The organism is Desulfonatronovibrio magnus, from assembly GCF_000934755.1.
In the GTDB taxonomy this organism is placed as follows: domain Bacteria; phylum Desulfobacterota; class Desulfovibrionia; order Desulfovibrionales; family Desulfonatronovibrionaceae; genus Desulfonatronovibrio; species Desulfonatronovibrio magnus.
Genome location: NZ_JYNP01000149.1, coordinates 1 through 1,270, shown reverse-complemented (window position 1 = coordinate 1,270; position 1,270 = coordinate 1). Strand labels below are relative to the sequence as shown.

The window sequence follows — 1,270 nt, the reverse complement described above, 5'->3', positions numbered from 1 at the left end:
ACATTCACTGCCTCAGCCAGGGTCTGCTCGGACAAATGGGCATAACGCATTGTGGTACTGATCTGGCTGTGTCCCAGCAACTTGCCTACCTCATATATGCTGCGCCCTCCGTTAATCAAAAAGCTTGCAAAACTGTGTCTGAGCGTATGCATGCATATGTCCTCTAATCCAGCTCGTTTTCTGGCCATGTCCCAGCCATAATACACACAATTATAAGGCTTTTTGGTTTTGGGATTCGCAAACACGTATGGGCTGCCCTCTACTTTTTTTATCCCGCCCAGTACTTGCAGCGCTTTATCCGACAGCGGTACCGTCCTTGGCTTACCTGTTTTTGTGATGGAAATCCTCCAAGTTTTTCTTTCCAGATCGAAGTCCTCCCACTTGGCATCCATAACTTCCCTCTTCCTGGCTCCGGTAAGCACAAGCAGTAGAACAATCGGCTCAAGCACCTTGCTCTTGCTGACCTTCAATGCATTATCCAGGGCACTTAGTTCCGCAAGGGTCAAATATCTATCGCGCATATTGTTCTCCTCAAACTTTTTGATGTTCTGGGTTGGGTTATCTTTTAACCCGGGCGTCTGCCATTTTATAGCAAGGTTGAATATAAACTTTATCAGAATAAGCAGCCTGTTTACAGAAGCTGGAGCTAAACCGGTTGCCTTCTTCTGGTTGTGAAACTCTGTAACCATCTCAGCAGTAATCTCGTCCAGATACAAAGAGCCAAATTCCGGCAGAATATGGTTTCTAAGCATTCCCTCATCAAGCTTCCAGGATTTCTTATAGCTCTTGATGTGCGGTAAAAACCTGTCACTTACAAACTCATCAAACCTGGGTACGGCTTGAAGATTCCTCTTTTCTTCACCGGGGTCTTTGCCCATAGCCACATTACCTAAAATCCTATGCCCGAGTTCACGGGCCTGGCTAACTGAAATATCCCCTGCCCTGCCAAGCTTCATCTGTTTGTACCTGCCTCTCTGATCCTTGTACTTGACAAAGAACGTTTTAGTTCCAGTCGGTCGGATCTCAAGCATAAGTCCCTTGCATTTCGAATCGTGAAACCTTTCTTTGTCCTTTCCCTGGCCACAATTCACCTTGTTTACAAAACCCTGAGTTAAATTTTTCACTGCCATCCAGACATTCCTCCTTATACAATTTTTAGAGTATAATGAAGGAATGAGAAAAAATTAAATTTTTTCTTCATATTGAGGGCATATTGAGGTCGCATTTACAGCAGCATAATCTCTCAAAACCGTTGATATACAAGGCTTAA

General features: G+C 44.3%; 1 protein-coding gene. It reads right to left on the bottom strand.

The window, feature by feature from the left end:
• The coding region (locus tag LZ23_RS11920) for a site-specific integrase (protein WP_045214502.1) at window positions 1-1,130 on the bottom strand (1,130 nt) is incomplete at its 3' end.
• Between the last annotated feature and the right edge of the window lie 140 nt (window positions 1,131-1,270).